General features: G+C 73.3%; 25 protein-coding genes. 14 read left to right on the top strand and 11 right to left on the bottom strand.

The window, feature by feature from the left end:
* Positions 1-138 precede the first annotated feature (138 nt).
* The gene (locus PV682_RS22990) at positions 139-1,194 is read left to right on the top strand and encodes an NUDIX hydrolase (RefSeq protein ID WP_319732757.1); all 1,056 of its coding nucleotides are present in this window, start codon (positions 139-141) and stop codon (positions 1,192-1,194) included.
* Here PV682_RS22990 and PV682_RS22985 read toward each other — a convergent pair.
* On the bottom strand, positions 1,152-2,186 hold the full coding sequence (locus tag PV682_RS22985; RefSeq protein WP_319732755.1) for a protein kinase family protein: 1,035 nt from the start codon (positions 2,184-2,186) through the stop codon (positions 1,152-1,154). The two genes, PV682_RS22990 and PV682_RS22985, sit on opposite strands and share 43 nt — an antisense overlap.
* Before the next feature lie 5 nt (positions 2,187-2,191).
* A complete protein-coding gene (locus tag PV682_RS22980; protein ID WP_319732753.1) occupies positions 2,192-3,547 on the bottom strand; it encodes a dipeptidase in 1,356 nt (451 codons plus the stop codon).
* 192 nt (positions 3,548-3,739) lie between these two features.
* Between PV682_RS22980 and PV682_RS22975 the strand changes: the two genes are divergently transcribed.
* Positions 3,740-5,011 (top strand): geranylgeranyl reductase family protein, encoded by a 1,272-nt coding sequence (locus tag PV682_RS22975; RefSeq protein ID WP_319732751.1) that lies wholly within the window; start codon positions 3,740-3,742, stop codon positions 5,009-5,011.
* Here PV682_RS22975 and PV682_RS22970 read toward each other — a convergent pair.
* A complete protein-coding gene (locus PV682_RS22970) occupies positions 5,001-5,450 on the bottom strand; it encodes a nitroreductase family deazaflavin-dependent oxidoreductase (protein ID WP_319732749.1) in 450 nt (149 codons plus the stop codon). The two genes, PV682_RS22975 and PV682_RS22970, sit on opposite strands and share 11 nt — an antisense overlap.
* A gap of 149 nt (positions 5,451-5,599) precedes the next feature.
* Here PV682_RS22970 and PV682_RS22965 point away from each other — a divergent pair, with 149 nt between their 5' ends.
* Entirely contained in the window at positions 5,600-6,307 is a 708-nt protein-coding gene (locus tag PV682_RS22965; RefSeq protein WP_319732747.1) for a TetR/AcrR family transcriptional regulator, read from the top strand.
* On the opposite strand, the gene PV682_RS22960 is transcribed toward PV682_RS22965, so the two are convergent.
* Entirely contained in the window at positions 6,304-6,798 is a 495-nt protein-coding gene (locus PV682_RS22960) for a MarR family winged helix-turn-helix transcriptional regulator (protein ID WP_319732745.1), read from the bottom strand. The genes PV682_RS22965 and PV682_RS22960 overlap by 4 nt on opposite strands.
* A 69-nt stretch (positions 6,799-6,867) precedes the next feature.
* Between PV682_RS22960 and PV682_RS22955 the strand changes: the two genes are divergently transcribed.
* The 3 genes from PV682_RS22955 (at position 6,868) to PV682_RS22945 (ending at position 9,357) form a co-directional block, all read left to right on the top strand.
* Entirely contained in the window at positions 6,868-7,293 is a 426-nt protein-coding gene (locus PV682_RS22955; RefSeq protein WP_319732743.1) for a MarR family transcriptional regulator, read from the top strand.
* Between the two features lie 88 nt (positions 7,294-7,381).
* Positions 7,382-8,695, top strand: coding sequence for a sensor histidine kinase (locus PV682_RS22950; protein WP_407705722.1), 1,314 nt, complete (start codon positions 7,382-7,384; stop codon positions 8,693-8,695).
* On the top strand, positions 8,692-9,357 hold the full coding sequence (locus tag PV682_RS22945; RefSeq protein WP_319732741.1) for a response regulator transcription factor: 666 nt from the start codon (positions 8,692-8,694) through the stop codon (positions 9,355-9,357). The genes PV682_RS22950 and PV682_RS22945 overlap by 4 nt, the downstream gene beginning before the upstream one ends.
* Here the strand turns inward: PV682_RS22945 and PV682_RS22940 are convergent.
* From PV682_RS22940 to PV682_RS22930, 3 genes are all read right to left on the bottom strand, one after another.
* Positions 9,318-9,659, bottom strand: a complete 342-nt coding sequence (locus PV682_RS22940) for a DUF6332 family protein (protein ID WP_319732739.1) — start codon at positions 9,657-9,659, stop codon at positions 9,318-9,320. The genes PV682_RS22945 and PV682_RS22940 overlap by 40 nt on opposite strands.
* Before the next feature lie 33 nt (positions 9,660-9,692).
* Complete coding sequence (locus PV682_RS22935) at positions 9,693-10,424, bottom strand: maleylpyruvate isomerase family mycothiol-dependent enzyme (protein WP_319732737.1); 732 nt, start codon at positions 10,422-10,424, stop codon at positions 9,693-9,695.
* Positions 10,425-10,634: 210 nt separating this feature from the next.
* Positions 10,635-11,897: an MFS transporter gene (locus PV682_RS22930; RefSeq protein WP_319732735.1), complete on the bottom strand. Its 1,263-nt coding sequence runs from the start codon at positions 11,895-11,897 to the stop codon at positions 10,635-10,637.
* Between the two features lie 231 nt (positions 11,898-12,128).
* On the opposite strand from PV682_RS22930, the gene htpG reads away from it, so the two are divergent.
* The 6 genes from htpG to PV682_RS22900 all read left to right on the top strand — a co-directional run bounded on the left by htpG (position 12,129) and on the right by PV682_RS22900 (position 20,007).
* Positions 12,129-14,003, top strand: a complete 1,875-nt coding sequence (htpG, locus tag PV682_RS22925; RefSeq protein WP_319732733.1) for a molecular chaperone HtpG — start codon at positions 12,129-12,131, stop codon at positions 14,001-14,003.
* A gap of 183 nt (positions 14,004-14,186) precedes the next feature.
* On the top strand, positions 14,187-16,604 hold the full coding sequence (locus PV682_RS22920; RefSeq protein ID WP_319732731.1) for an MFS transporter: 2,418 nt from the start codon (positions 14,187-14,189) through the stop codon (positions 16,602-16,604).
* Positions 16,605-16,723: 119 nt separating this feature from the next.
* A complete protein-coding gene (locus PV682_RS22915) occupies positions 16,724-17,284 on the top strand; it encodes an AMIN-like domain-containing (lipo)protein (protein WP_319732728.1) in 561 nt (186 codons plus the stop codon).
* A gap of 100 nt (positions 17,285-17,384) precedes the next feature.
* Positions 17,385-18,197, top strand: coding sequence for an alpha/beta fold hydrolase (locus PV682_RS22910; RefSeq protein ID WP_319732726.1), 813 nt, complete (start codon positions 17,385-17,387; stop codon positions 18,195-18,197).
* 83 nt (positions 18,198-18,280) lie between these two features.
* Entirely contained in the window at positions 18,281-19,150 is an 870-nt protein-coding gene (locus PV682_RS22905) for an SIS domain-containing protein (RefSeq protein WP_319732724.1), read from the top strand.
* A gap of 17 nt (positions 19,151-19,167) precedes the next feature.
* Complete coding sequence (locus PV682_RS22900) at positions 19,168-20,007, top strand: class II fructose-bisphosphate aldolase (protein WP_319732721.1); 840 nt, start codon at positions 19,168-19,170, stop codon at positions 20,005-20,007.
* A 9-nt stretch (positions 20,008-20,016) separates the two neighbouring features.
* On the opposite strand, the gene PV682_RS22895 is transcribed toward PV682_RS22900, so the two are convergent.
* The gene (locus PV682_RS22895) at positions 20,017-21,153 is read right to left on the bottom strand and encodes a methyltransferase (protein WP_319732820.1); all 1,137 of its coding nucleotides are present in this window, start codon (positions 21,151-21,153) and stop codon (positions 20,017-20,019) included.
* Positions 21,154-21,219: 66 nt separating this feature from the next.
* On the opposite strand from PV682_RS22895, the gene PV682_RS22890 reads away from it, so the two are divergent.
* Both PV682_RS22890 and PV682_RS22885 read left to right on the top strand, forming a co-directional pair.
* Positions 21,220-21,915 (top strand): alpha-ketoglutarate-dependent dioxygenase AlkB family protein, encoded by a 696-nt coding sequence (locus tag PV682_RS22890; protein ID WP_055721753.1) that lies wholly within the window; start codon positions 21,220-21,222, stop codon positions 21,913-21,915.
* Complete coding sequence (locus PV682_RS22885; RefSeq protein ID WP_319732718.1) at positions 21,912-23,153, top strand: ROK family protein; 1,242 nt, start codon at positions 21,912-21,914, stop codon at positions 23,151-23,153. Before PV682_RS22890 ends, PV682_RS22885 begins: the two co-directional genes overlap by 4 nt.
* A 61-nt stretch (positions 23,154-23,214) precedes the next feature.
* Here the strand turns inward: PV682_RS22885 and PV682_RS22880 are convergent, their stop codons facing one another.
* The 3 genes from PV682_RS22880 to PV682_RS22870 all read right to left on the bottom strand — a co-directional run bounded on the left by PV682_RS22880 (position 23,215) and on the right by PV682_RS22870 (position 25,720).
* The gene (locus PV682_RS22880) at positions 23,215-23,988 is read right to left on the bottom strand and encodes an SDR family NAD(P)-dependent oxidoreductase (protein WP_319732716.1); all 774 of its coding nucleotides are present in this window, start codon (positions 23,986-23,988) and stop codon (positions 23,215-23,217) included.
* A 91-nt stretch (positions 23,989-24,079) separates the two neighbouring features.
* Positions 24,080-24,667, bottom strand: a complete 588-nt coding sequence (locus PV682_RS22875) for a TetR/AcrR family transcriptional regulator (protein ID WP_319732714.1) — start codon at positions 24,665-24,667, stop codon at positions 24,080-24,082.
* Between the two features lie 36 nt (positions 24,668-24,703).
* Positions 24,704-25,720 (bottom strand): LysR substrate-binding domain-containing protein, encoded by a 1,017-nt coding sequence (locus tag PV682_RS22870; RefSeq protein ID WP_319732712.1) that lies wholly within the window; start codon positions 25,718-25,720, stop codon positions 24,704-24,706.
* Positions 25,721-25,803 lie beyond the last annotated feature (83 nt).

The following is a 25,803-nucleotide window of genomic DNA, read 5'->3' as shown; positions in this document are numbered from 1 at the left end:
AGCCGTACGCGAGCGCGAGGCGCCGGTCCCCGAGGGGGCCGGCGCTTCGGTGCTTCTCCCTGGTCCTCAACGGGAACTGGTTTCCGTGGCAGGGTGGAGCGGGCAAGCCTCAGGGGGCCAACGGAAGAGGGGGGAATCGTGACCGTCGTCTGGATCAACGGCGCGTTCGGTGCGGGAAAGACGACCACCGCACGGGAACTGAACGATCTGATCCCGAACAGCACGCTCTTCGACCCGGAGTTCGTCGGCGGGGCGCTTCCCCATCTGCTTCCGGCCAAGCACCTGGCCGAGGTGGGCGACTACCAGGACCTGCCGATCTGGCGCAGGCTCGTCATCGACACGGCCGCGGCCGTGCTCGCCGAGGTCGGCGGCACACTGGTCGTGCCCATGACGCTGCTGCGCCAGGAGTACCGCGACGAGATCTTCGGCGGCCTGGCCGCCCGCCGCATACCGGTGCGCCATGTCCTCCTCGCCCCGGCTGAAACGATCCTGCGTGAGCGGATAGCCGGCCGCCCGGTCCCGCCGGACCTCCCGGACGGCGAGATGCGGGTACGGCAGTGGGCGTACGACCACATCGAGCCGTACCGCGCGGCGCTCGCCGCCTGGCTGACGGCCGACGCCCACCTCATCGACACCGGCGCCCTCACGCCGTACGAGACGGCCCTGAGGATCGCGGAAGCCGTCGGGACGGGCGCCGTCCCGGTGTGCGACATCGTCCAGACGCCCGAGCCGACGGCGGAGACGCTCGCCTCGGGAGTGCTGCTCTTCGACGAGGACGACCGTGTCCTGCTCGTCGACCCGACCTACAAGGCCGGCTGGGAGTTCCCCGGCGGCGTCGTCGAACCCGGCGAGGCACCCGCGCGCGCGGGGATGCGCGAGGTCGAGGAGGAGACCGGGATACGCCTGGCGGACGTGCCCCCGCTGCTGGTCGTCGACTGGGAGCCGCCGCAGCGCCCCCGGTACGGCGGTCTGCGGTTCCTCTTCGACGGCGGTCGCCTCGCCCCCGGCACCGTGGCGAACCTGTCGCTGCCCGGCCCCGAACTGCGCGCCTGGCGCTTCGTCACCGAGCACGAGGCCGCCGACCTCCTGCCACCCGCCCGCTACGAACGCCTGTGCTGGGCTCTGCGGGCCCGGGAGCGCGGCGCGGCGATCTACCTCGAGTCGGGCGTTCCCGTGCCCGCAGACGGCCACTGAGCGGCTTCGTCCGCCGGGAACGCGGTGGTCGCGTCCTGGCCCAGCCGTGACTCGAACGCGTCCATCACCGCGCCGACGGCGGCGTGCCGCCGGACCAGTTCGGCCGCGCCGTCCGGCATGCCGTCGGGGCGGGCCCCGTTCGCGTACGCGCGCAGGCGGGCCAGCCGGTCGGCGCGGCCGTGGAACTCGGTGACCAGCCAACGGGCCAGGTACCCGCGCGTGTAGGCGTCGTCGTAGGACAAGTGGGCGGCGTGGAAGGCGCGTTCCGCCGGGGTGAGGGTGAACTCGGGGGAGAGCGCGAGGCCGTGGTCGGTGAGGTAGAGGCGCCGCCCGTCGGTGAGGATGTTGCGGAAGTGGGTGTCGAAGTGGACGAGGCCCGTGGTCCGCAGGAAGCCGGTCAGGGCCGTCAGCCGACGGTCCACCAGGGCGCACGCCGCGTCCGCGTCGGGGCCGTGCACGTGGGCGCGCAGCCAGTCGTGCAGGGTGGACGGGACGTGCTCCAGGAACAGCGTCAGGCTCGCCGGCGCCGTACGCAGGGCCTCGATGCGCGCGCGGACGGCCGGTCCCCAGTAGGCCACCGCCTTCTCGGTGTCGGGGATGTCGGCCGGGGCGGTGGTGGGCAGGACGCGCGCGTGGTGCAGCAGCGGGAAGCCCGGGAAGTGGCCCGAGAGGGCCCACCGGGTGGTCGTCTCGTACACCGCCAGCTCCCGCCAGGCGCCGAACCCGGGGCTGGGGACGGCGCCGATGCCGTAGTGGCAGGCGGGCGGGAGGCCGAACACGTCCGCCGTGGTGCGGTGCCGGTCGGTGTCCGTGAGCGGCATCCGCTTCACGAACACCGGACGTCCGGCGATCCGTACGCGCGCGGTGGTGCCGCCCACGCCCGTGCCGTCCGGCTCGGCCGCGTCGAGGAGCGCGGTCAGCTCCGCGTCGTCGAGACGGGCGAGGGCGGCGGACACCGCGCTGTGCGCGGCCAGCCGGGCTCGGCCGGGCAACTGGCTCAGCTCGCCGCGTAGTTCCGCAGGAACAGGGCCTCCGCCACCGACAGCCGCTCCAGCTCCTGCGGTGACACGCTCTCGTTCACCGCGTGGATCTGCGCCTCCGGTTCGCTGAGGCCGATGAGGAGGATCTCCGCGCGCGGGTACAGCGCGGCGAGGGTGTTGCACAGCGGGATCGAGCCGCCCTGGCCGGCGTACTGCATCTCCTCGCCGGGGTAGGCGACCGCCATGGCCTCGGCCATCGCCGCGTACGCCGGGCTGGTCGTGTCGGCGCTGAACGGCTGGCCCTGGCCGACCTGTTCGATCTCCACGCGCGCGTGCCACGGCGTGTGCGCCTCCAGGTGCGCGCGCAGCAGCTTCGTCGCCTCGGCGGCGTCCGTGCCCGGCGGGACGCGCAGGCTCACCAGCGCGCGGGCGTGTGCCTGCACGGACGGGGTGGCGCCGACGACCGGCGGGGAGTCGATGCCGAGGACGGTGACGGCGGGACGCGCCCAGATGCGGTCGGCGACCGTCCCCGTGCCGATCAGGCCGACGCCGTCGAGGACCTTGGCGTCCTGCCGGAACTGCTTCTCGTCGTACTGGAGGCCCTCCCAGCGGGCGTCGGACGTCAGCCCGTCGACGGTCGTCGAACCGTCGTCCGCGCGCAGGGAGTCGAGGACCCGGATCAGGGCGGCGAGCGCGTCGGGGGCGGCGCCGCCGAACTGGCCGGAGTGCAGGTTGCCGCCGAGGGTGCTGACGCTCACCCGGAGCATCGTCATCCCGCGCAGGGTGGTCGTGACGGTGGGCAGGCCGACGCGGAAGTTGCCGGCGTCGCCGATGACGATCGTGTCGGCGGCCAGCAGCTCGGGGTGGGCCTCGGCGTACCGCTCCAGGCCGCCCGTGCCCTGCTCCTCGGAGCCCTCGACGATGATCTTGACGTGCACCGGGACGCCGCCGTTCGCCCTCAGGGCGCGCAGCGCGAGCAGGTGCATGATCAGGCCGCCCTTGCAGTCGGCCGCCCCGCGCGCGTACCAGCGCCCGTCGCGCTCGGTCAGCTCGAAGGGCGGGCTCGCCCAGGCGGCCTCGTCCAGCGGCGGCTGCACGTCGTAGTGGGCGTACAGCAGGACCGTGCGCGCGCCCTCGGGGCCCGGCAGGCAGCCGTACACGGACTGGGTGCCGTCCGGGGTGTCCAGCACGGCGACGTCCTGGAAGCCCTCCGCGGCGAGCGTGTCGGTGATCCAGCGCGCGGCGGCCTCGCTCTCGCTGCGCGGGAACTGGTCGAAGTCGGCCACCGACCGGAAGGCCACCAGTTCGGCCAGCTCCGCCTTCGCCCTGGGCATCAGGGAAGCGACGGTCTCGGCGACCGATTTCGACGACATGGGCACGCTCCTCGTGGGTGCGACGTTGTACGGGGTGAGCACGCGTCCGTACGGGTCCGTACGGCGGGGATCTCGCAGCCGAGGGTACGCGCTCGGGCCTGCGGGGCCTCACCGGAGGACCTCGGCGATCTCCGCCGTAGGATGCGGGTGGACAGGTGCGACAGGCGGCCGGATCGGGAGCAGCAGACCATCGTGAGCAGCGAGAACTCTTCGGCGGACGACGTGCGCGAGAACGAGGACGCGCGTCAGGTGTGGGACGTCGTCGTGGTGGGTGCGGGCCCCGCGGGCGCCTCGGCCGCCTACGCGGCGGCGGTCACGGGGCGGCGTGTGCTCCTGTTGGAGAAGGCCGAGCTGCCCCGCTACAAGACGTGCGGCGGCGGCATCATCGGGCCTTCGCGCGACTGCCTGCCGCCCGGTTTCGAACTGCCCTTCAAGGACCGGGTGCACGCGGTCACGTTCTCCAACAACGGCCGCTTCACGCGGACGCGAAAGTCCCGGCAGATGCTGTTCGGGCTGATCAACCGCCCCGAGTTCGACCAGCAGCTCGTGGAGCACGCCCAGAAGGCGGGCGCCGAGCTGCGCACGGGCGTGACGGTGACGCGGGTCGAGCAGCACGGCTCGGCCGTCCCGGACCGGCGCAGTGTCGCCGTCGTCCTCCAGGGCGGTGAGACGTTGCTGGCGCGCGCGGTGGTCGGCGCCGACGGCAGCGCCAGCCGCATAGGGGCGCACGTGGGCGTGAAGCTCGACCAGGTGGACCTCGGTCTGGAGGCGGAGATCCCGGTGCCCGAGACGGTCGCCGAGGACTGGAAGGGCCGCGTCCTGATCGACTGGGGCCCGATGCCCGGCAGTTACGGCTGGGTGTTCCCCAAGGGCGATACCCTGACGGTCGGGGTGATCTCCGCGCGCGGGGAGGGTGCGGCGACCAAGCGGTACCTGGAGGACTTCATCGGGCGGCTCGGGCTCGCCGGGTTCGAACCGAGCGTCTCCTCCGGACATCTGACGCGCTGCCGCGCGGACGACTCGCCCCTCTCGCGCGGGCGCGTGCTGGTCTGCGGTGACGCGGCCGGTCTGCTGGAGCCGTGGACTCGCGAGGGCATCTCCTTCGCGTTGCGCTCCGGACGGCTCGCGGGGGAGTGGGCGGTGCGCATCTCGGAGGCGCACGACGCGGTGGACACGCGCCGTCAGGCCCTGAACTACGCGTTCGCGATCAAGGCGGGCCTCGGGGTCGAGATGAGCGTCGGCAAGCGCATGCTGGCCGCCTTCGAGCGCCGTCCCGGGCTCTTCCACGCCGCACTCACCGGCTTCCGTCCGGCCTGGCGGGCGTTCACCGAGATCACCCGCGGCAAGACGACCCTGGGCGAGCTGGTCCGTACGCACCCGATCGCGCAGCGCGTGCTGACCGGGGTCGAGCCGCGGCCGAAGGCGCCGGCCGAGACCGAGGCGGAGGCCGAGGTCAGCTCCTGACGGTGATCCGGAAGACGGGGTGGTCGCCCGCCGCGGCGGCGATCTCCTCGTCCGACGACTTCGCCGACACCCCGTGGAAGAACTGGTCGGTCTCCCAGCCCCACTTCTTCAGGTAGGTGCGCAGGATGTCGGTCTTCTCGGCGTCGGGCACCTCGACGGCCGTGAACTCCCGCACCTTGCGGCCGACCCGCAGCTCGCCGCCGCCCGCCGCGCGCATGTTGCGCACCCACTGGGAGTGGCCCCGCGCGGAGACCAGGTACTGCGCGCCCGCGTGGGTGAGCGGGTTGACCGGGAGGCGCAGCATCCGCCCGCTCGTGCGGCCCTTCACGGACAGTTCGGCGGAGCCCGCGAGGCTGAGGCCGTGCCGGGCGAGCCAGCCGACGGCGTTGTTGAAGCGGGCGGCGAGAGGGCCGGCCTTGAGGTAGTACGGCTGCGACATGGTGACTCCCGAGTTTCAGAGAGCAGTGCTCTCGTTTCGTGTCTCCGAGTCTGCACGGAGGGTGCTCCCCTTGTAAGAGCGGCGCTCTCTCTTTTGTTCGCCGTTCTCCAATGTGTGCACCGCTCCGTTTTGGTGGAAGACTTGCCCGCATGAGCCGTAACGTCTCTCCAGGGGCCCGAGCCCGCGCCCGGATCGAAGTGACCGCCGCCATCAAGGAGGAGGCCCGCAGGCAGCTCGCCGACGCGGGCGCCGCCCAGCTCTCCCTGCGGGCCGTCGCCCGCGAGCTCGGCATGGTCTCCTCGGCCCTCTACCGCTACTTCCCGAGCCGCGACGACCTCCTCACGGCCCTCATCATCGACGCGTACGACAGCCTCGGAGAGGCCGCCGAGAAAGCCCACGCCGAGATCGCCCAGGACGACGCCGTACGGCGCTGGGCCGCCGTCTGCGAGGCCGTACGCGCCTGGGCGCTCGCGCGGCCCCACGAGTACGCGCTCATCTACGGCTCACCCGTCCCCGGCTACCAGGCGCCCGACTCCACCGTCCCCGCCGCCGCGCGCGTGGGCTTCCTCCTCGTCGCCATCGCCCGCGACGCCCACCGGGCCGGCGCCCTCGCCGAACCGCCCCTCTCGCCCGCCCTGCGCCCCGAGGCCGAACGCATCGCCGCCGACCTCGCCCCCGACCTCCCGCCCGGCGTCGCCGCCGCCCTCGTCGCCGCCTGGGCCCAGCTCTACGGCCTCGTCGGCTTCGAGCTCTTCGGCCAGTTCCACCGCGTCGTCGAGGACCGCGCCCCCTTCTTCCACGAGGCGGCGACCCGCCTCGCGCACGGAGTGGGGTTCCTCGGGAAGAAGCCGGCCTAGGTTCTCTCCCGCTCGGACAGCGCGGCGAAATCCCGCACGAAACGCGGGAGGAGGCGGGCGAAGGCGTCCTGGTCCTCGGCGGGCCAGTGGGCGATGGCCCGGGCGATGGCGCGGTGCCGGACGTCGTGGACGCGGGCCAGGGCCGCGCGGCCGGCGTCGGTGAGGACCAGCAGGGAACGGCGGCCGTCGCTCTGGTCGGCCTCGCGGCGCAGCAGGCCCGCTTCCAGGGCCTGGCCGGCCAGACGGCTGGAGCGCGGCTGGTCGACGCCGAGCGCCGCCGCCGCGTCCGTGACCGTGAGGGACGCGCCTCGGTCGGCGGCCGACTCGACCGCGTCGAGCAGTTCCAGCACCGCGTCCGGCAGCCGCTCGTCGTCCGCTCTCTCGCCGCGCGGCGCGGCCGATCGGGCCAGGTTGCGGCGCTGCTGGGAGCGGCGGAGCGCGACGAGGGCGCGCTCGATGGCCGTCATGTCCGAAATGGGGTTGTCAGGCACGGGGCCTCCGGTGCATAGTGGTAAGCAACTGCATGTCACTGTACATGGATCGGAAGTGCGGGGGTTCCCATGACCGCGGACCGGCCTGTCGGCTACTGGCTCAAACACCTCGACCGCCTCCTGGAGCGCCAGTTCGAGGAAGCGCTCGCGGACGTCTCGCTCACCCGCAGAGACTGGCAGGTCCTCGACGCGCTCGCAGCAGGCGCCACCACCCGCGCCGGGCTCCACGAAGCACTGGCACCGTTCTGGACCGCGGGCAACGGCCCGGGGCCCGACGAAGTGCTCGCGGTCCTGACCGCCCGCGGACTGACCGGGCAGGGCACGGACCTCGGCCTGACCGACGAAGGCCGCGCGATCCACACGCGGGCGCTGGAACGGGTCGAGCGCACCCGCAGCACGGTCCTCACCGGCCTGACACCCGAGGAGTACGCGGGCACGGTCCGGGTCCTGTCCGTCATGGCCGCCAACGCGGAGGCGGACCTTGCCGCCCGCTGACACCCGGTCCCGTACTCCCGGGGAAGTACGGGTGACCGCTCCGCCCGGCGGACGTGCAGCGCCCCGCGACCCGTCTAGCGTGGCCGGTATGCAGGAACGGCGGACAGCGCGACGGTGGCCGGACGAGCCGCTGTGGGCGCGTATGGCGGACAACGACCGGCGCCTGCCCTGGCGGTCCACCGCGGCCGTCACCGCGTTCGTCCTGATCGGCTCGGCCTACGCCGCCCACGGCCAGGAAGGCAGCCGCCAGCCCCTCGACGTCTACGCGCGCCTGCTGCTCGTCGCCGCCTCCGGACTCCTCCTGTGGCGCCACCGCCTCCCGGTGACCGTCGTGTGGGGTACGGCGGGGGCGGCGGCCCTGTACCTCGGCGCGGGATACCCGTACGGGCCGGTGTTCGTGACCGTCGCCCTCGCCTGCTTCTCCGCCGTCGTCGCCGGCCACCGCAAGGCCGCGTGGGCCGCCGTCGGGATGCTGTGGGCCGTCCACCTGCTGGTCACCCAGTGGCTCTACCGCCGGCTGCCCCCCTCCGGCGACGGATCCGCGCCCCTGGCACAGGAGTTCGCCGTCGCCGCCTGGGCCGCCGTGATCGTGGCCGTCTCCGAACTGGCCTCCGCACGGCGCGAACAGTGGACGCGGGAGCAGGCCGAACGCGCCCAGGCCGCCCGCCGCCGCGCCGACGAGGAACGCCTCCGCATCGCCCGCGAACTGCACGACGTCCTCGCGCACAGCCTCTCCGTCATCAACGTCCAGGCGGGCGTCGGCCTCGCCCTCCTCGACACCGACCCCGGGCAGGCGCGCGCCGCCCTCACCACCATCAAATCCGCCAGCAAGGAAGCCCTCGGCGAGGTCCGCCAGGTCCTCGACACCCTGCGCACCCCCGGAGACGCCCCGCGCACCCCGGCGCCCGGCCTCGACCGGCTCCCGGAACTCGTCGAACAGGCCGCCCACGCGGGCCTGACCGTCCAGGTCGACGGCGCCCCGCCCCGCCTCTCCCCGGGCACCGACCTCGCCGCCTTCCGCATCGTCCAGGAAGCCCTCACCAACGTCGTCCGCCACTCCGGCTCCCGCCACGCGCGCGTACGCCTCGACAGGGCGGGCCGCGCCCTGCGGCTCGTCGTCGACGACGACGGCCCGGCGACCGGAGCGGACGCCGGCGGCAGCGGCAATGGACTCGCCGGGATGCGGGAGCGGGCGGCGGCCCTCGGCGGGACGATCGAGGCGGGGGCGCGGGAGGACGGGGGGTTCCGGGTGGTGGCGATGCTGCCCGTGCGGGGCACGCCGGACGGGGAGGGGCGTACGGAGCCCTCCGGGGCGCTTCCCGGGAAGGCGACATCGACGCCGTCCGGGGCGCTTCCCGCGGCGCCACCGGCCTCGGATGCCTCGAAGGAGGGCGACCAGTGATCCGTGTACTCCTCGCCGACGACCAGTCCCTCGTCCGCGCCGGGTTCCGCGCCCTGCTCGACGCGCAGGCCGACATCGAGGTGGTCGCTGAGGCGGCGGACGGGGAGGAAGCCGTACGGGCCGTGCGGGAGGCTTCGCCGGACGTCGTGCTGATGGACATCCGGATGCCCGTGCTGGACGGGCTCGCCGCGACCCGCCGGATCACCGGGGAGCCGGCGCTCCAGGGCGTGAAGGTGGTCGTCCTCACGACCTTCGAACTCGACGAGTACGTCTTCGAGGCGATCCGCTCCGGTGCCTCCGGGTTCCTCGTGAAGGACACCGAGCCGGACGAACTCCTGCGCGCCGTACGGGCGGTGGTCGCCGGGGACGCGCTGCTGTCGCCCGGCGTCACCCGGAGGCTGATCGCCGAGTTCGCCGCCCGCTCGAAGGAGCCGTCGAGCGCCGACGCCCTCGCGCCGCTCACCGAACGGGAGCGGGAGGTGATGGCGCTGGTCGGGATCGGGCTGTCCAACGAGGAGATCGCGCGCAGGCTGGTGGTCAGCCCGCTCACCGCCAAGACGCATGTCAGCCGGACGATGGTGAAGCTGGGGGCGCGGGATCGGGCGCAACTGGTCGTGCTGGCCTACGAGTCGGGGTTGGTGCGGCCCGGGTGGTTGGGGTGAGGGTGTGGGGCCGGGGTGGCCTGGTCCGAGGGGTCGGCCTGGCTCGTGCGGCCGGTCCGGTCCGCGGTGAACTTCAGCAGCACACTGATCACCCGGGCGAGGAACACCACCGGCGCGAGCGCGATGCCCGCCTTGAGGAGCAGGCTCTCCGCCGGGCCCGGCAGGTCGAAGAGCAACGCCGGACCGGCCACCGCTCCGAACACGACCGCCGCCGCGAACCCCGCGCTGAACAGCGCGTACCCGATCTCCACCGTGATCGCGTCCCGATCGGCCTGCGTACGGCGTCCCCCATGCCCCGTCATGCCGACGAGTCTCGCACAGAGAGTGGCGGTCCGTCAGATCGCGGACCGCTCCGTCCACAGCGCGGCCAGCGTCCCGTCCCCGTGGACCTCGGGGAGCGGGCGCCGGTTCCACAGGGCGAGGTACAACGCGCTGGCGGGTCCGGCGAGTTCGCAGTCGGCGTCCGCGGTGTCCGCGCGCACCGTCACCGGTGGGCCGGGGGACAGGCGTACGGTCCACACCGCGTCGTCCGCGTCCGTCGCGCGGACGCGCAGCAGGCGGGGTTCCTCCGTGCGGACGCGGCTGCGCTCGCGCGCGTGGAAGCCGCGCAGGAGTTCGTCGATGCCGTCCACGGCGAAGTCGGTGGCGACCGGGGCGGGTTCGGCGCCGGTCGCGGACTCGGCGTCGTACCGGTGCACCGTCGTCTCGTGGGCCTGGCGGCGGGCCCAGAAGGCGAGCGGGGAGGGGGCGGGCAGGAAGGCGAAGCAGGCGATGCCGGGCGGGGCGGTGGTGAGCGTGTCGACGAGCAGGCGGTGCCCTTCGCGGAACCAGTCCAGCAGGCCGGGGTCGTCGAGACGCGGCGCCGGTGCCAGGGGCTGCCGCTCGGCGATCCCCTCGGCGACGTACGCACGCGCCCAGCGGTGCACGGCCCCGGTGTGCTCCACCAACTCCCGCACCCGCCACTCCGGGCAGGTCGGGACGGCACGGTCGACCCCGGCGGCCTCGGCGGCAGCGGCCAGGGCACGGCCCTCACGGTCGAGGACGCCGATGAACTCACTCGTCTCCATGGGGAAGAGTGTGGCGCGTCGGAGGGGTGGACGGCACGCGGGATGGAGGGCGGGGGGCCTGCGCGGGTGGTCCTGCGGGGTGTCGGGCAGGCGGGCGTCCGGTGTGGTGCGGAGGGGTGGTGATCGTGCGGCGCGGGGGAGTGCGTGGTGTTCCGGGTCCGCGCGGGCGGGCGCCCGGTGTTTTGGCCCGGCAGCCGTGCGGTGCTGGGCTCACACCGCCGTGCGGCGCTCCGCGCGCCCCGCGCCCGCTCCGATCAGGGCGGCCAGCCCCGCCAGGACGGCGACGCTCGTGAGGGCGGTCGGCAGGGAGAGCCAGTCGGCCATGAAGCCGATCGCGGGTGGGCCCAGCAGCATGCCGCCGTAGCCGAAGGTGGAGGCGACGGCTACGCCGTGCGGACCGGCCAGCGCGCCCGCGCGTTCGACGGCGACCGGGAAGAGGTTCGCGAGGCCGAGGCCCGCGACGGCGAAGCCGATCAGCGCCGCCCAGAACGCGGGGGCCAGCGAGCCCAGCAGCATCCCGGCCGCCGCGAGGGCGCCGCCCACGACGACCGTGCGGCTGCGTCCGAGCCGCTCCAGGAGCGTCGTACCGGAGAGGCGGCCGATCGTCATGGCCAGCGCGAAGCAGGAGTATCCGACGGCCGCGGCCCCTGCGGAGGCGTCCAGGTCCTCGCGCAGGTGCAGCGCGCCCCAGTCGGCGAGGGCGCCCTCGCCGTAGGCCGTGCAGCAGGCGATCAGGCCGAAGACGATCACGAGGCGCCGGGTGCGGGGGCTGCCGGTGGGGGTGGGGTGGGAGTGTCGGGAGGTGGACTTGTCGTCGTCCCGGTGCGGGCGGGTCGGTGGTACGGCCGTGCCGTGATCCCCCGAGTGCGCGCGTGCCGGGGGCAGGCGCAGGAGGGTGCGGCCCACGACGGCGGTGACCGCGAGGCCGGCGGCGCCCAGGAGGAGCAGGTGCCAGGCGGGGGAGAGGCTGCCCGCGACCAGCGCGCCGAGGCCAGCGCCGAGCATGCCGCCGAGGCTGAACGCGGCATGGAAACTGGGCATGATCGGCCGGCGCAGGACGCTGACGAGGTCCACGGCGGCACTGTTGAAGGCGACGTTGATGCCGCCGTACGCCGCGCCGAACAGCAGCAGGACCGCGCCCAGGGCCGGGACGGAGTGGGCGTGCGGGGGCAGGGTGATCGACAGGGAGAGCAGGACCGCGCAGACCACGGTGATCAGGTGGCTGCCGTGGCGCTGGCAGAGGCGGCCCGTGAAGAGCATCGTGACGACGGCCCCGGCGGACACGCACAGCAGGGCCAGACCGAGGGAGGAGGCCGAGGCGCCGGTCTGCGCCTTGATGTCGGGGATGCGGACGACCCACCCGGCGAACATGAAGCCGTCCACGGCGAAGAACGCGGTCAGGACGACCCTCAGCAGGGCGAGGTCGCTGCTCGGCGCGACGCTGCGCGAGCGGAGTTTGTTTATCAGCGGCACAAAATCAGGCTAGGGAGCTGGAGGAGGCGGGGCAAGGGGGTTGCCGGTCACTCTGTAGCGGGGGTGTTGGGGCGTCGGCGACCTCGGGAAGGGCACGCGCCCTGGTGCCGGCATGGCCGACTCCCGCCCCACCTCGGCCCAAAGCCTGCCATGCCGCCCCCACTTGGTGTTTTAAAGTGGCTCTCGCTTTTGTGAACCGGTGAATTCGGCACGTGGGAGGACACGCGCACCATGGCGACGGAAACGTTTGAGTTCCAGGTAGAGGCCCGTCAGCTTCTCCAGTTGATGATCCACTCGGTCTACTCGAACAAGGACGTGTTTCTCAGGGAGCTCGTCTCGAACGCCTCCGACGCGCTCGACAAGCTGCGCCTCGAGAAGCTGAGGGACGACAGCCTCGACGCGGACACCTCCGACCTGCACATCAGGATCGAGCTGGACAAGGACGCGCGGACGCTCACCGTCCGCGACAACGGCATCGGCATGTCGTACGACGAGGTCGGCAAGCTGATCGGCACCATCGCGAACTCCGGAACCGCCGCGTTCCTCAAGGAGTTGAAGGAGGGAGAGGACGAAGTCGAGGGCCTGATCGGCCAGTTCGGCATCGGCTTCTACTCCGGTTTCATGGTCGCCGACGAGATGACGCTGCTGACCCGCAGGGCCGGCGAGAGCGCGGGGACGCGCTGGTCGTCGCGCGGCGAGGGGACGTACACGCTGGAGCGCGTGGACGACGCCCCGCAGGGCACGGCCGTCACGCTGCACCTCAAAGAGGCCGACCCCGACAACCAGTTGCACGACTACACAGCCGACTGGACGGTCAGGCAGATCGTCAAGAAGTACTCGGACTTCATCACCTGGCCGATCCGCCTCGACGCCGAGGACGAGCCGCTCAACTCGATGAAGGCCCTGTGGGCGCGCTCGCGCGACGAGGTCACCGACGACGAGTACCACGAGCTGTACAAGCACGTCAGCCACGACTGGCGCGACCCGCTGGAGACGATCCGCCTCCAGGCCGAGGGCACGTTCGAGTACCAGGCGCTGCTGTTCCTGCCCGAGCACGCCCCGCACGACCTGTTCACCCGCGACTACCGGCGCGGCCTCCAGCTGTACGTCAAGCGCGTCCTGATCATGGACGACTGCGAGGCGCTGCTCCCGCCGTACCTGCGGTTCGTCAAGGGTGTCGTGGACGCGGCGGACCTCTCGCTGAACGTGTCCCGCGAGATCCTCCAGCAGGACCGCCACATCCTGATGATCCAGCGCCGGCTGGCGAAGAAGATCCTCTCCTCGGTCAAGGAGATGCGGGCGAACGCGGCCGACAAGTACGCCACGTTCTGGCGGGAGTTCGGGGCGGTCCTCAAGGAGGGGCTGCTCAGCGACACCGACAACAAGGACGCCCTGCTGGGGGTCTGCTCCTTCGAGAGCACCAACGCCTCTGCGGAATCGGGTGAGTTGACGACGCTTCAGGAGTACGTGGAGCGGATGAAGGAGGGTCAGGAGGACATCTACTACCTGACCGGCGAGTCCCGCGAGAGCATCGAGAACTCCCCGCAGATGGAGGCGTTCTCGGCCCGCGGCATCGAAGTCCTGCTGCTCACCGACGCGGTTGACGAGGTGTGGGTCGACGTCGTCCCCGAGTTCGAGGGCAAGCGGCTGCGGTCCGTCGCCAAGGGCGAGATCGACCTCGACGCGAAGGACGGCGAACAGGGCGGTGAGGAACGGGAGAAGCAGGCCGAGGAGTACGCCGGGCTGCTCGACTGGATGAAGGAGCGGCTCGCCGAGGAGGTCAAGGACGTACGGCTCTCCTCGCGCCTGACCGTCTCCCCGGCCTGCGTCGTCTCCGACACGGGCGACATCACGCCCGCGCTCCAGAACATGTACCGCGCGATGGGCCAGGAGATCCCCGCCGCCAAGCGCATCCTCGAACTCAACGCTGGGCACGCGCTCGTGCAGGGCCTGAACCGGGCCTACCAGGAGGAGGCGCGGCGCGAAGGGCTCGTCGAGACCGCCGAGTTGCTGTACGGGCTCGCGGTGCTCGCCGAGGGCGGGCGGCCGAAGGAGCCCGGCAAGTTCGTGCGGGTGGTGGCGGAACGGCTGGAGAAGTCGCTCTGACCTCCTGACGTCCCGGGCGACCCGCTGACGTACCCGGCCGGGCGCGCACTCCGAAACACGGAGTGCGCGCCCGGTTTATTTCCCCACATGATCCCCCCACTCTCTGGTTGCTTAAGTCAATCAACCGGGCGTACATTCGTCGGCGGCGTACCGGCCCGACATCCCCCCACGGAGGCCCGACCTATGTCCCACGCTCAACCCCGGTCCGTGGAGCCGGGGGTGGTGTCCGCGCCCCGGGTGAACCTGGTCGTCGCGGTGCTCGCCTTCGGCGGGATTGTCGTCTCGCTGATGCAGACGCTGGTCATCCCGATCGTCCCCGAACTGCCGAAACTGCTGAACGCCTCGGCGTCGGACGCCACTTGGGCGGTCACCGCGACCCTCCTCGCCGCGGCCGTCGCCACGCCGGTGATGGGCCGCCTCGGCGACATGTACGGCAAGCGGCGGATGCTGCTGGTCAGCCTGGTGACGCTGGTCGCCGGGTCGGTCGTCGCCGCGCTCAGCGACACGCTCGCCCCCATGATCGTCGGCCGCGCCCTCCAGGGCCTCGCCTCCGGGGTGATCCCGCTCGGCATCAGCATCATGCGCGACGAACTCCCCGCCGAACGGCTCGGCTCCGCGACCGCCCTCATGAGCGCCTCCCTCGGCGTCGGCGGCGCCCTCGGCCTGCCCGCCGCCGCGCTCATCGCCGACCACTTCGACTGGCACATGCTGTTCTGGACGTCCGCCGCGCTCGGCGCCGTCGCGCTGGTACTGGTACCGGCGTTCGTCCCCGAGTCCCGCGTGCGCACGGGCGGACGCTTCGACTTCCCCGGCGCCGCCGGGATGGCCGCGGGGCTGATCTGCCTGCTGCTCGGCATCTCCAAGGGCGCCGACTGGGGCTGGACCAGCGCGACGACGCTCGGACTGTTCGCCGCCGCCCTCGTGGTCCTCGCCGGCTGGGGCTTCTTCGAACTGCGCGTTCCCGCACCGCTGGTGGACCTGCGCACCACGGCCCGCCGCCAGGTCCTCGTGACCAACCTCGCGTCCATGGCCTTCGGGTTCTCCATGTTCGCGATGTCCCTCGTCCTGCCGCAGCTCCTCCAGCTCCCCGAGGCCACCGGGTACGGTCTCGGCAGGTCGCTCCTCGACGCGGGCCTCGTCATGGCGCCGACCGGGCTCGTGATGATGGCCGTCGCCCCGGTGTCCGCGCTGATATCCAAGAAGTGGGGCGCCAAGGTCACGCTGATGGCCGGGGCGGTGATCGTCGCCGCCGGCTACGGCCTCGGCGTCGTCCTGATGTCCGAGGTCTGGCAGCTCGTCCTGGTGTCCTGCGTCGTCGGTGCCGGTATCGGCTTCGCCTACGGCGCGATGCCCGCGCTGATCATGGGCGCGGTGGACCCGGCCGAGACCGCCGCCGCGAACAGCCTCAACACCCTGATGCGGTCCATCGGCACGTCGACCGCCAGCGCCGTCGCCGGGGTGATCCTCGCGCAGATGACGACCGGATTCCACGGGGTGGCGCTGCCGTCGGAGAACGGGTTCAAGGTGGTCATGGGGGTCGGGTCGGGTGCGGCGGTGCTGGCGTTCGTGGTGGCGGCGTTCATCCCGCGGCGGCGGGCGGCGGGTACCGGTATCGAGGCGGGTACTGGTACCGAGCCGACGACGGGCGCGGCGACGCCGGATGCACGTGCAGCCGCACCGGAGCCGTACGGAGCGGACGCACCGGCATCCGCAGGCGCTGGCCCGCACACCGGAACCCCTGACGCCCAGGTCATCGGCGCCGCCGTGGCCGTCCCCCTCTCCCGCGCCGTGGCCGAACTCGTCGCCACCGTCCCGAACCTCGGCGACGGCCTCCCGGGCGGCACCGGACGTCCCGTGCGCGGCCAGGTGCGCGGCGCCGGGAACGTCCCCGTCCCCGGCGCCGCCGTCACCCTGATCTCCCTGGACGGACGGCAGTTGGGCCGCGCGGTCGCCGACGCCGACGGCACGTACGAGGTCCGGGCGCCCGGCGAGGGCACCTACGTCCTGCTCGCCGCCGCCGACGGGCTCCAGCCGCAGGCGACCACCGTCGTCGCGGGCGCCGACCCGGTGGCCTACGACGTCCTCCTGAGCGGCGGCAGTGGCCTCGCCGGCGTCGTACGCGGCGCGGACGGCGGCGCGCCGGTCGCGGGGGCCGTGGTGATCGTGACCGACGTGCGCGGCGACGTCCTCGCGACCACGCGCACCGACGGGCTCGGGGAGTTCGCGCTCACCGAACTGGTCCCCGGCGCGGTCACGGTCGCCGTCAGCTCGCCCAAGCACCGGCCCCGCGCGCTGCCCGTCGAGATCGCCGGCACCGGCGTCACCCGGATCGAGGTCGAGCTCCAGTCCGGCGCGCACGTGCGGGGGACCGTGCACGGCGGCGGGTCCCCGCTCGGCGACGCGCGGGTGACCCTGGTGGACGCCGCCGGGAACGTCGTCGCCACGACCACGACCGCCGCCGACGGCGCGTACGCCTTCTCCGACCTCGACAGCGGCCAGTACACCGTCATCGCGACCGGCTACCCGCCCCGCGCGACCGGCGTCAGCCTGGCCGGTGACCTCGACGGGCACGACATCGAACTCGCGCACACCGACCAGTAGTCCACCGGCGCCGCGCGCGAAGTCCCCCGCGCGCGGCCCCAGTTCGGTGACGCAACCTTTCGCCGGGCCGGGTCGTCTTAAGCCGCGTCACTGTCACACCATCCGCACAGGGGGAACCAATGCGACGCACAGCAGCGGCAGTAGCGGCACTCGCGCTCGCCGTGACGGCGCTCGGCACCGCGGCGACCACCGCGACCGCGGCCACGGGACAGAGCGTCACGGCCTGTCCCACCGGCTGGGGGAGCCTCGACAAGGACGCCGCCGCGGTGAACTACGCACCGCTCAGGAACGCCCGGACCGGCCAGCACGACTGCTACGACCGCATCGTCTTCGACATACCGGGCGGTGGCACCGGCGTCGGCTACCGCGTCGGCTACGTCGACGCCCTCTACCAGGACGGCTCCGGCGACCTCATCCCGGTCTCCGGCGGCGCGATCCTCTCGATCCGCCTCGTGGCGCCGACCTACGACTACGAGACGGGCCAGTCCACCTACCCCGGACGCGCCCGCCAGCCGCTCCCCGGGGTCGACGTCAGCGGCTACACCACGTTCCGCGACACCCGCTTCGCCAGCAGCTTCGAGGGCGAGACCCTGATGGGCGTCGGCGTACGCGCCCGACTCCCGTTCCGCGTCCAGCAGTTGGCGGACAAGATCGTCGTGGACGTGGCGCACTCCTGGTGAAACCTCCGCCGGGGGTCGGCCGTCTCACACCGGCCCCCGGCCCCGCCCCGCGGGTGAGCTGGTTGACTGTGCACGAGCACGTGCACGGCGAAGGAGGACCATGCCTGACCTGCGGATCGACGGAATCCGGCTCCAGTACGACGACGAGGGCACCGGCGACCCCGTCGTCCTGGTGATGGGACGAGGCGCCGGGGGCCGCGTCTGGCACCTCCACCAGGTCCCCGCCCTCAAGGCGGCCGGCCACCGCGTCGTCACCTTCACCAACCGGGGCATCCCGCCGAGCGACCCGAGCCCGCGGGGGTTCACCATCGACGACATGGTCGCCGACACGGCCGGCCTCATCGAGCACCTCGGCCTCGGCCCGTGCCGCGTCGTCGGCACCTCCCTGGGCGCGTACGTCGTCCAGGAACTCATGCTCGCCCGGCCCGAGTTGGTCAGCCAGGGCGTCCTGATGGCCACCCACGGCCGCACCGACGCCTACCGCCGGGCCGCCATCGCCGCCGAACACGCCCTGTACGACGAGGGGTTGACGCTCCCCGCCGCCTACACGGCCTGGAACCGCGCCCTGCGCAACCTCTCCCCGGCCACCCTCGACGACGAACAGCGCCTCCAGGACTGGCTGGACCTCTTCGAGTTCGCCCGCGAGGACACCGGCCCCGGCAGCCGCGTCCAGCTCGGACTCACCGCCCCCGAAGGGCGGTTGGACGCCTACCGGCGGATCGGTACGCCCACCCTGGTGATCGGGTTCGCCGACGACGCCGCGCTTCCGGCCCGGCTCAGCCGCGAGGTCGCCGACGCGATCCCCGGGGCCGTGTACCGGGAGGTCAAGGACTGCGGCCACTACGGCTACCTCGAACGCCCCGACGCCGTCAACCGGTTGATCCTCGACTTCTTCCGGGGCGCCGGCCGGTGACACAGGCTCCGACGCGTTCTTGAAGCCCCGCGCCGGGCCGCCGTACCGTGCGGGGACGATCGTCGTCGGGGAGAGGCGGGGCCATGACCCACGTCGAGGACGAACTGCTGAGCCAGCCCGAGTGCTGGACCCGCGCCGTGTCCCAAGCAGCCGACCACGAAACCGAGTTGCCCGCACCCGGCGAACGCGTCGCGATCGTCGGCTGCGGCACCTCGTACTACATGGCCCAGGCCGCCGCGGCCCTGCGGGGCGGCGAGACGGACGCCTGGGCCGCCTCGGAGTTCCCCTACGACCGCCCCTACGACCGCGTCGTCGCCCTCACCCGCTCCGGCACGACCACGGAAGTCCTGGACCTCCTGCGCCGGGTGCGCGGACGGGCCCGCACGACCGCCGTCACCGCCGACCCGGACACGCCCGTCGCGACGGCCGCCGACGCCGTCGTCCCCCTCGCCTACGCCGACGAACGCTCCGTCGTCCAGACCCGGTTCGCCACCACCGCCCTCACCCTCCTGCGCGCCCACCTCGGCCGCCACCCGGACACGGCGATACCCGACGCCCGTACGGCGGTTGCCGAGCCGCTGCCCCAACGGCTCGTCACGTGCGGGCAGTTCACGTTCCTCGGGCGCGGCTGGACGGTCGGGCTCGCGCACGAGGCCGCGCTGAAGATGCGGGAGGCGTCGCTGGCGTGGACCGAGGCGTACCCGGCGATGGAGTACCGGCACGGGCCCATCAGCGTCAGCACGAAGGGAACGGCGACCTGGATGTTCGGTGAGGCGCCCGACGGGCTCGCCCGGCAGGTGCGCGACACCGGCGCGTTGTGGATCCAGGGGGAGCTGGACCCGCTGGCCGAACTCGTCCGGGCCCAGCGGCTCGCGGTGGCCGTCGCCGCGGCCCGGGGACTCGACCCCGACCGGCCCCGCCACCTCACGCGCTCGGTGATCCTCACGCCCTGAACGTCCGGAGGCGCACGATGACCCTCACCACCACCGCCGACCTCGTCACCCGCGCCGCTCGACTCCGGTCCGCCGTCGCCGCGTTCAACATCATCACCCTGGAGCACATCGAGGCCGTCGTCGAGGGCGCCGAGTCCCTCGGGACGCCGGTCGTCCTCCAGGTCAGCGAGAACGCGGCCCGCTTCCGCCGGGGCGACGTCCACCCCCTCGCCCGCGCCGCCCTCGCCGTCGCCCGGCAGGCCGCCGTACCCGTCGCGCTGCACCTCGATCACGTCCGCGACGACCGGCTGCTCCGGCAGGCCGCCGACGCCGGGTTCAGCTCCGTGATGTACGACGCCTCGCACCTGCCGTACGGAGAGAACCTCGCCGCGACGCGGGACGCCGTCGACTGGGCGCACTCCCAAGGGCTGTGGATCGAGGCCGAGTTGGGGGAGATCGGCGGGAAGCGGGGGGCGCACGCGCCGGGTGTCCGTACCGATCCCGGCCAGGCGCGGGCGTTCGTCGCGGACTGCGGGGTGGACGCGCTGGCCGTCGCCGTCGGCAGCACGCACGCCATGACGAGCCGCACCGCCGCCCTCGACCACGACCTGCTGAAACGGCTCGCGGACGCCGTCGACGTCCCCCTCGTCCTGCACGGCTCCTCCGGCGTCCCCGACCCCGAACTCACCGCCGCCGTCGCGGGCGGCATCGCCAAGGTGAACGTCGGCACGGCCCTCAACCTCGCCCTGACCGAGGCGATTCGCGTGCATCTGCGCGAGCATCCGGACGCGGCGGACTCCCGTGCCTACCTCGGAGAGGGCCGGGAGGCGATGGCGCGGGAGGCGGCGCGGATCATGCGGGTGGTCGGGCGGGCCTGACCGTCCGGCTCACCCCCGCTTGACCGCCCTCAGCACCACGAACTTCGGGTTGCCCGCCACGACGTCGCTGTTCCCGAACAGCTTCCGCAGCTTCACGTGGTACCCGAGGTGCCGGTTGCCCACCACCCACAGCTCGCCGCCCGGCCGCAGCACCCGGCGCGCACCCGTGAACATGCGCCACGACGTCGCGTCCGTCGTCGCCTGGTGGGAGTGGAACGGCGGGTTGTTGAGGACGATGTCCACACTGGCGTCCGGCACGCCCGAAAGGCCGTCGCCGACCCTGAACTCGGCATGCCCGGGTACCCCGTTGGCCTTGTACGTCGCCTCCGCCGAGGCGACCGCCTGGAACGACTCGTCCGTGAAGAGGACCTCGGCCTCGGGGTTGGCGAGCGCCACCGCCGTACCGACGACCCCGTTGCCGCAGCCGAGGTCCACGACCCGGCGCACGCCCGTCGTACCGGGCAGATGCGCGAGGAAGAAGCGCGTGCCGATGTCGAGGCGGTCGGCGCAGAAGACGCCCGCGTGCCCGACGACCGGATGCCCGGAGAGGACCCCGACGTCGTCCGGGAGGGTGTAGCCGTACGGCCAGGGGTTCGCCGGGCGCTCCAGCGCCGGGTCCGGGGCGCAGAAGATGAGGCGGGCCTTCTGGCGGGCCAGGGACGTACGGGTGGGGCCCAGGATGCGCTCGAACAGGCGGAGCGTGGAGGTGTGGATCTCCTTGACCATGCCGGTGCCGACGACGACCGTGCCCGCGTGCAGCGACGGCGCGAGCCGCAGGAGCTGGTCCTCCAGGAGCGCGAGGCTCTTCGGGACGCGCACGAGCAGTACGTCGATCCGGGCGGGCGGCGGGTCCTGCGAGGTCAGCAGCCGTACGGCGCCGGTCGCGACCCCGGCCCGCGCGAGGTTGGCGCGGGTCGCCTCCTGGCCCAGCCACGAGTCGGTGATCTGCGTCGGTCCGGCCTGCGCGAGCGCCGTGACCAGCGCGCCCCAGCGGTCGCCGAGCACGACGACCGTGCCGGTCAGCGGCACCGCCTGCTCGTGCAGATGCGTGAGCAGGTACGCGTCGGCGGCGTCCCAGGCACGCAGCCTCTCGCGCGGGTCCTCGGGGAAGCGGCTCAGCTCCAGCTCGCCCCACGGCGTCGTCATACGGTCGTTCATCGTCAGCCAGGCTAGCCGAACCGCAGCTCAGACCGGGTGCGGCAGGATGGTCCGATGGACGACGAGCTGTTTCCCCGGGAGCGTACGCGGGTCGCGCCGGGCGCCGTGCACGTGCCCGACTGGCTGGCCGCCCCCGCGCAGCGCGACCTGCTCGAAGCGTGCCGCGAGTGGGCCCGCCCGCCCGCCGGCCTGCGCACGGTCCGCACCCCGGGCGGCGGCACCATGACCGCCCGCCAGGTCTGCCTGGGCTGGCACTGGTACCCGTACGCGTACGCCCGCACGGCCGTCGACGGCGACGGGAGCGCGGTGAAACCGTTCCCCGAGTGGCTCGGGGAGCTGGGGCGGCGGGCGGTCGCGGCGGCGTACGACGTACCGCCGGAGCCCGGACCGGCGTACGACATCGCCCTCATCAACTTCTACGACGGCGACGCCCGCATGGGCATGCACCAGGACGCCGACGAGCGCTCGGACGCGCCGGTGGTGTCGCTGAGCCTGGGGGACCGGTGCGTGTTCCGGTTCGGGAACACCGCGTCGCGGGGGAAGCCGTACACGGACGTCGAGCTGCGCAGCGGGGACCTGTTCGTGTTCGGCGGGGCGTCGCGCAAGGCGTTCCACGGGGTGCCGAAGGTGTACCCCGGGACGGCGCCGGCCGGGCTCGGGCTCGCGGGGCGGCTGAACGTGACGCTGCGCGTCAGCGGTTTCGCGCACGGCCACGGCACCGAGCGGATCATGGGAGACTCGCCCTCATGAGCGGCAAGGCGGACCCCCGGCCGGCGGGGGAAGGGACCACCTCAAGGGCGCGGCTGGACCGGGGGCGCGGTGCGCTCGGGCCCGCGCTGGAGCTCGTGCACACCGGGCGGGCGCCGACGCGCGCGGTCCTCACGGCCGAACTCGGTGTGACGCGTGCCACCGCGGGCGCGGTCGCCGCCGAGCTGGAGGCGCTCGGCCTGATCCGGGTCGACGCGCACCCGACGGCCGCCGCGGGCTCCCAGGGCCGGCCCTCGCACCGGCTCGAACTCGCCGAGGACGGGCCGGTGGTGCTGGCCGCGCAGATCCATACCGACGGTTTCCGGGCCGCGTTGGTCGCGCTGGGCGGCCGGATCGTGGCGACGACCCCGAGTTGCGAGGCGGTCGACGCGGACCCGGCGAAGATCCTCAGCGCGGTCGTCGAGGCCGGTGCCGAGCTGCTGCGGACCAGCGGGCGGCGCTGCGTGGGCGCCGGGCTCGCCGTCCCGTCGGCCGTCGCCGAACCCGAGGGGCTCGCCCTCAACCCCCTGCACCTGGCCTGGCCGGTGGGGGCGCCGGTGCGGGAGATCTTCGCCGAGCGGATCGCCGCGGCCGGCGTCGAGGGGCCCGCGTTCGCCGCGAACGACGTGAACCTCGCGGCGCTCGCCGAGCACCGGCACGGCGCCGGGCGGGGCGCCCGCGACCTGCTGTGCGTGGCCACCGGGCACCGGGGCGTCGGCGGGGCGCTCGTCCTCGACGGCCGTCTGCACACGGGGAGTTCGGGGCTCGCGCTGGAGGTCGGGCACCTCACCGTGAACCCCGAGGGGCGGCCCTGCCACTGCGGCAGCCGCGGCTGCCTCGACGTCGAGGCCGACCCGCTGGCCCTGTTGACCACCGCCGGGCGCGAACCCGGGCCCGAGGGCTCGCTGTTGCACCAGGCGAACCGGCTGGTGCGCGAGGAGTACGGCGATCCCGTGGTCCGCGCGGCGGCCGAATCCCTCATCGACCGGCTGGGGTTGGGGCTCGCCGGGCTGGTGAACATCCTCAACCCCGACCGGATCATCCTCGGCGGCCTGCACCGCACGCTCTTCGACGCCGACCCGGAGCGGCTGCGGGCCGTCGTCGCGGACCGGAGCCTGTGGGGGAGGAGCGGTGGAGTGCCGATCCTCGCGTGTTCGCTGGACCACAACAGCCTTGTGGGGGCTGCCGAGTTGGCGTGGCAGCCGGTGCTGGACGATCCGCTGGGGGCGGTGAGCGCGTAGGCGCGGCGGCGCATCGGGTACGTCGGTCCGGGGCGCCGCCTCGGCCCCGGGGTGGGGCGGCTCAGAGTGTCGTCCCGCCGTCGACCAGCAGGTCCGTGCCGACCAGCGGGGCCGCGTCGTCCGACGCCAAGTACAGGACGGCGTGGGCGACTTCGTCCGTCGTGACGGCCCGGCCCAGCGGGGACTGCTCCTTCATCCGCGCCGCGCGGCCCTCCTCCGTCTCACCCGGCAGCAGGGACATCGTGGTCCGGGTGACGCCCGGGCTCACGGAGTTGATGCGGACGCCGTCCCCGATGTGCTCCAGGGCGGCGCCCCGGGTGAGGGAGGCGACGGCGGCCTTGCTCGCGGAGTAGGCGGTCACGCCGGGCTTCTGCGCGTGCGCCCCGAGGTTCGAGGCGACGTTGACGATCGCGCCGCCGCGCGGCTGGGCGCGCATCTGCCGTATCTCGGCGCGCAGGGCGAGGAAGAGGCCGGTCAGGTTGGTGTCCAGGACCGCGTGCCAGTCCGCCGGGTCGGTGTCGGCGATCGGCTGTCCGGCGCGGATGATCCCGGCGTTGTTCACGGCGACGTCGAGGGAGCCGAAGCGCTCCACGGCGGTGCTGACCAGCGCGTTGAGGCTGTCGGGGTCGGTCACGTCGGCCGTCCGGGCGACGGCGGTGCCGCCCCCGCCCGCCTGCGCGACGAGCGCGACCGTCTCGTCCAGCGCGGACCGGGTGCGTCCGGCGGCGACGACGTTCGCACCCTCGGCGGCGAAGGCGAGCGCGAGGGTGCGGCCGATACCGGAACCGGCGCCGGTGATCAGGACTGTGCGGCCGGAGAAGCGGTGCTGGGACATGGCGAACCTTTCGAGAACGTTCGGTCTTGAATGAGGGTGGCAGAGGGTGCCTGTGGGTGAGAGCGGTCGCCGGCGCCGGTCGGGCGGAGTCTCAGTCGAGCAGCGTCAACACCTGCTCCACCGCGTCCCGCACCCGCGCCGTCGGATCGGCCGACGCCTTGCCGACGATCCGCAGCCCCTGGAGGAACACCAGCAGCATCCGGGCGAGCGCGTGCGGATCGCGCTCCGGCGTCAACTCGCCCTGGGCCTGGGCCCGTACGAGGGCCGAGTGCAGCAGCGTCTCCAGGTGCTCCCAGCCCGCCTCGACGCGGAGCGCGGCGGCGGGGTCGTGCGGTGCGAGCTCCACGGCCGTGTTCGCGACGAAACAGCCGCGGGCGCGGCCGGGTTCGGCGGTGGACTCGGCGGCGAAGCGCCGGACGACCGCGCGGACGGCGGGCAGGGCGGGGCCCGGTGCGGACAACTCCCGTACCAGCGCCGGGTTCTTGAGGTCGCCGTAGCGGTCCAGCGCCTTGAGGTACAGGTCGTGCTTGCTGCCGAAGGTCGCGTAGATGCTGGCGCGGGCGATGCCCAGGTGTTCGACGAGGTCCGCCATCGAGGTGGCCTCGTAGCCGCGCCGCCAGAACAGGTCCAGGGCGGACCGGAGGGCGGCGTCCGGGTCGAATTCCTTGGTCCTCGCCATGCGGGGAGACTAGGTCATTCGAGAACGAGTGGTCAATTAAGGGCTGGTGAGGCTCCACAGGGCCGCTATCACCGGCCGCCTCAGGTCCGCGCGGCGTACGCAGAGTCCGACCGTGAGGGGGGCCGGCCGCGGTGCCACGGGGACGACGGCCAGGCGGTCGCGCACCGCGCTGTGCTCCAGGACCAGCCGGGGGACGACGCCGGTTCCGCAGCCGAGGGCGACGAGCGTCAACAGGGCTTCGTGGCCGTCGGGTTCGCAGGCGATCTCGGGGGTCACGCCCTGGGCCCGGAACCAGCGGTCTGCGGCTTCGCGGACCAGGCCGCGTCGGGGGAGGACGAAGGGGGCGGTGAGGAGGTTCCCGGGGTGGGGAGATCGGGCGGGGGGTGGGTGTTCGCCGCCGGTGAGGATGCCCTCGGCGCGCGTCGACTTAGGGTGTTCGCCGCCGATGCGCTGCCCTTCTGTGTGCTGCTCCCGTGCCGTGCGCTTCCCCTCGGCATCCGCCGCCCCCGCATCCCCGGCATACCCCTCCGCGCCCCGCGTCGTCACGAACACCAGCCCCGTCCGCGCCACCGTCCTGCTCGCCAACCCCTCCGGGAGCCGCTCCGGAATCCCCGCGACGGCGACGTCCGCGTCCCCCTCGTCCAGCCGGGCCAGAGCCGCTGCCGCGTCCCCGGTGCGCAGGTCCAGCCGTACCTGCGGGTGGGCCGCGCGGAACGGGGCCAACAGGTCGGGCAGCAGCGCCTGGCAGGCCGTCACCGTCGCGAACACCGAGAGGCTGCCGGTGAGTTGGGCCGGGTCGGGACGCTCCTCGCGGTACGCGCGCCACAACTCCAGCGCCTGGACGGCGTATTCGCGGAACCGGTGACCTTCGGCGGTGAGCGCGACGCCGCGCGGACCCCGGTCGAAGAGCCGGTGACCGAGGTCCGTCTCCAGCCGCTGCACGGTCCGGGTGAGTGTCGCCGGACTGACATGGCAGTCCAGGCTGGTCCGGCCGAAGTTCAGCGACTGCGTCAAGTGGAGGAAGAGGCGCAGCTCCCGGTGCTCGTCCCGCATACCCTGACCTGGACCTTTCACTTCACGCAACGCTGCGATGCGAGAGTTGCGCTTGCCGCAACATCCGGCCGGAGCCTACAACT

The organism is Streptomyces niveiscabiei, from assembly GCF_033794345.1.
GTDB lineage: Bacteria > Actinomycetota > Actinomycetes > Streptomycetales > Streptomycetaceae > Streptomyces > Streptomyces niveiscabiei.
This window is presented reverse-complemented; position numbering and strand designations above follow the sequence as displayed.

What these genes read in the sequence shown, in the direction of transcription:
- PV682_RS22970 (WP_319732749.1), bottom strand. Translation starts at nt 5,450, where the DNA reads ATGTCGCAGCCGTACTACCTCAAGGCCGGCCCTCTCGCCGCCCGCTTC.
- PV682_RS22880 (WP_319732716.1), bottom strand. Translation starts at nt 23,988, where the DNA reads ATGTCCCAGCACCGCTTCTCCGGCCGCACAGTCCTGATCACCGGCGCC.
- PV682_RS22900 (WP_319732721.1), top strand. Translation starts at nt 19,168, where the DNA reads ATGACCCTCACCACCACCGCCGACCTCGTCACCCGCGCCGCTCGACTC.
- htpG (WP_319732733.1), top strand. Translation starts at nt 12,129, where the DNA reads ATGGCGACGGAAACGTTTGAGTTCCAGGTAGAGGCCCGTCAGCTTCTC.
- PV682_RS22980 (WP_319732753.1), bottom strand. Translation starts at nt 3,547, where the DNA reads ATGTCGTCGAAATCGGTCGCCGAGACCGTCGCTTCCCTGATGCCCAGG.
- PV682_RS22890 (WP_055721753.1), top strand. Translation starts at nt 21,220, where the DNA reads ATGGACGACGAGCTGTTTCCCCGGGAGCGTACGCGGGTCGCGCCGGGC.
- PV682_RS22870 (WP_319732712.1), bottom strand. Translation starts at nt 25,720, where the DNA reads ATGCGGGACGAGCACCGGGAGCTGCGCCTCTTCCTCCACTTGACGCAG.
- PV682_RS22920 (WP_319732731.1), top strand. Translation starts at nt 14,187, where the DNA reads ATGTCCCACGCTCAACCCCGGTCCGTGGAGCCGGGGGTGGTGTCCGCG.
- PV682_RS22955 (WP_319732743.1), top strand. Translation starts at nt 6,868, where the DNA reads ATGACCGCGGACCGGCCTGTCGGCTACTGGCTCAAACACCTCGACCGC.
- PV682_RS22940 (WP_319732739.1), bottom strand. Translation starts at nt 9,659, where the DNA reads ATGACGGGGCATGGGGGACGCCGTACGCAGGCCGATCGGGACGCGATC.
- PV682_RS22885 (WP_319732718.1), top strand. Translation starts at nt 21,912, where the DNA reads ATGAGCGGCAAGGCGGACCCCCGGCCGGCGGGGGAAGGGACCACCTCA.
- PV682_RS22950 (WP_407705722.1), top strand. Translation starts at nt 7,382, where the DNA reads ATGCAGGAACGGCGGACAGCGCGACGGTGGCCGGACGAGCCGCTGTGG.
- PV682_RS22910 (WP_319732726.1), top strand. Translation starts at nt 17,385, where the DNA reads ATGCCTGACCTGCGGATCGACGGAATCCGGCTCCAGTACGACGACGAG.
- PV682_RS22895 (WP_319732820.1), bottom strand. Translation starts at nt 21,153, where the DNA reads ATGACGACGCCGTGGGGCGAGCTGGAGCTGAGCCGCTTCCCCGAGGAC.
- PV682_RS22875 (WP_319732714.1), bottom strand. Translation starts at nt 24,667, where the DNA reads ATGGCGAGGACCAAGGAATTCGACCCGGACGCCGCCCTCCGGTCCGCC.
- PV682_RS22905 (WP_319732724.1), top strand. Translation starts at nt 18,281, where the DNA reads ATGACCCACGTCGAGGACGAACTGCTGAGCCAGCCCGAGTGCTGGACC.
- PV682_RS22935 (WP_319732737.1), bottom strand. Translation starts at nt 10,424, where the DNA reads ATGGAGACGAGTGAGTTCATCGGCGTCCTCGACCGTGAGGGCCGTGCC.
- PV682_RS22965 (WP_319732747.1), top strand. Translation starts at nt 5,600, where the DNA reads ATGAGCCGTAACGTCTCTCCAGGGGCCCGAGCCCGCGCCCGGATCGAA.
- PV682_RS22915 (WP_319732728.1), top strand. Translation starts at nt 16,724, where the DNA reads ATGCGACGCACAGCAGCGGCAGTAGCGGCACTCGCGCTCGCCGTGACG.